Origin of the sequence: Neisseria sp. P0007.S010, from assembly GCF_051962875.1 — a bacterium.
Lineage (GTDB): Bacteria > Pseudomonadota > Gammaproteobacteria > Burkholderiales > Neisseriaceae > Neisseria > Neisseria subflava_A.
Map to the genome: position 1 here is coordinate 1 of NZ_JBQCUX010000060.1, position 247 is coordinate 247.

The window sequence follows — 247 nt, forward strand, 5'->3', positions numbered from 1 at the left end:
GCGCAAAATCGAGGCTTTGCTGTTGGATAACGGCTGGACTTGGAATTATGCGCACGGTACGGCGAAAAAGATGTTGAAGGTTGACCGGGTGGAATGGTTGTCTGACGGCAATATGCACAAGCTGGTGGCGGCGTTGCAGATTGCGGCGAACCGAAAGAAGAAGGAGGAAGAGGAATGAGTGTACGTTGGGAAATGACAGAGCAGGACTTTGAGGATGTGAAACATCTTCTGCCGCAGAGCGTGGTGG

The 247-nt window shown here is 52.2% G+C and carries 1 protein-coding gene; it reads left to right on the forward strand.

Annotated elements, in window-relative coordinates:
• On the forward strand, positions 1-178 hold a 178-nt coding region (locus ACTHR7_RS10900; protein ID WP_440370819.1), incomplete at its 5' end, for a phage protein GemA/Gp16 family protein.
• Positions 179-247 lie beyond the last annotated feature (69 nt).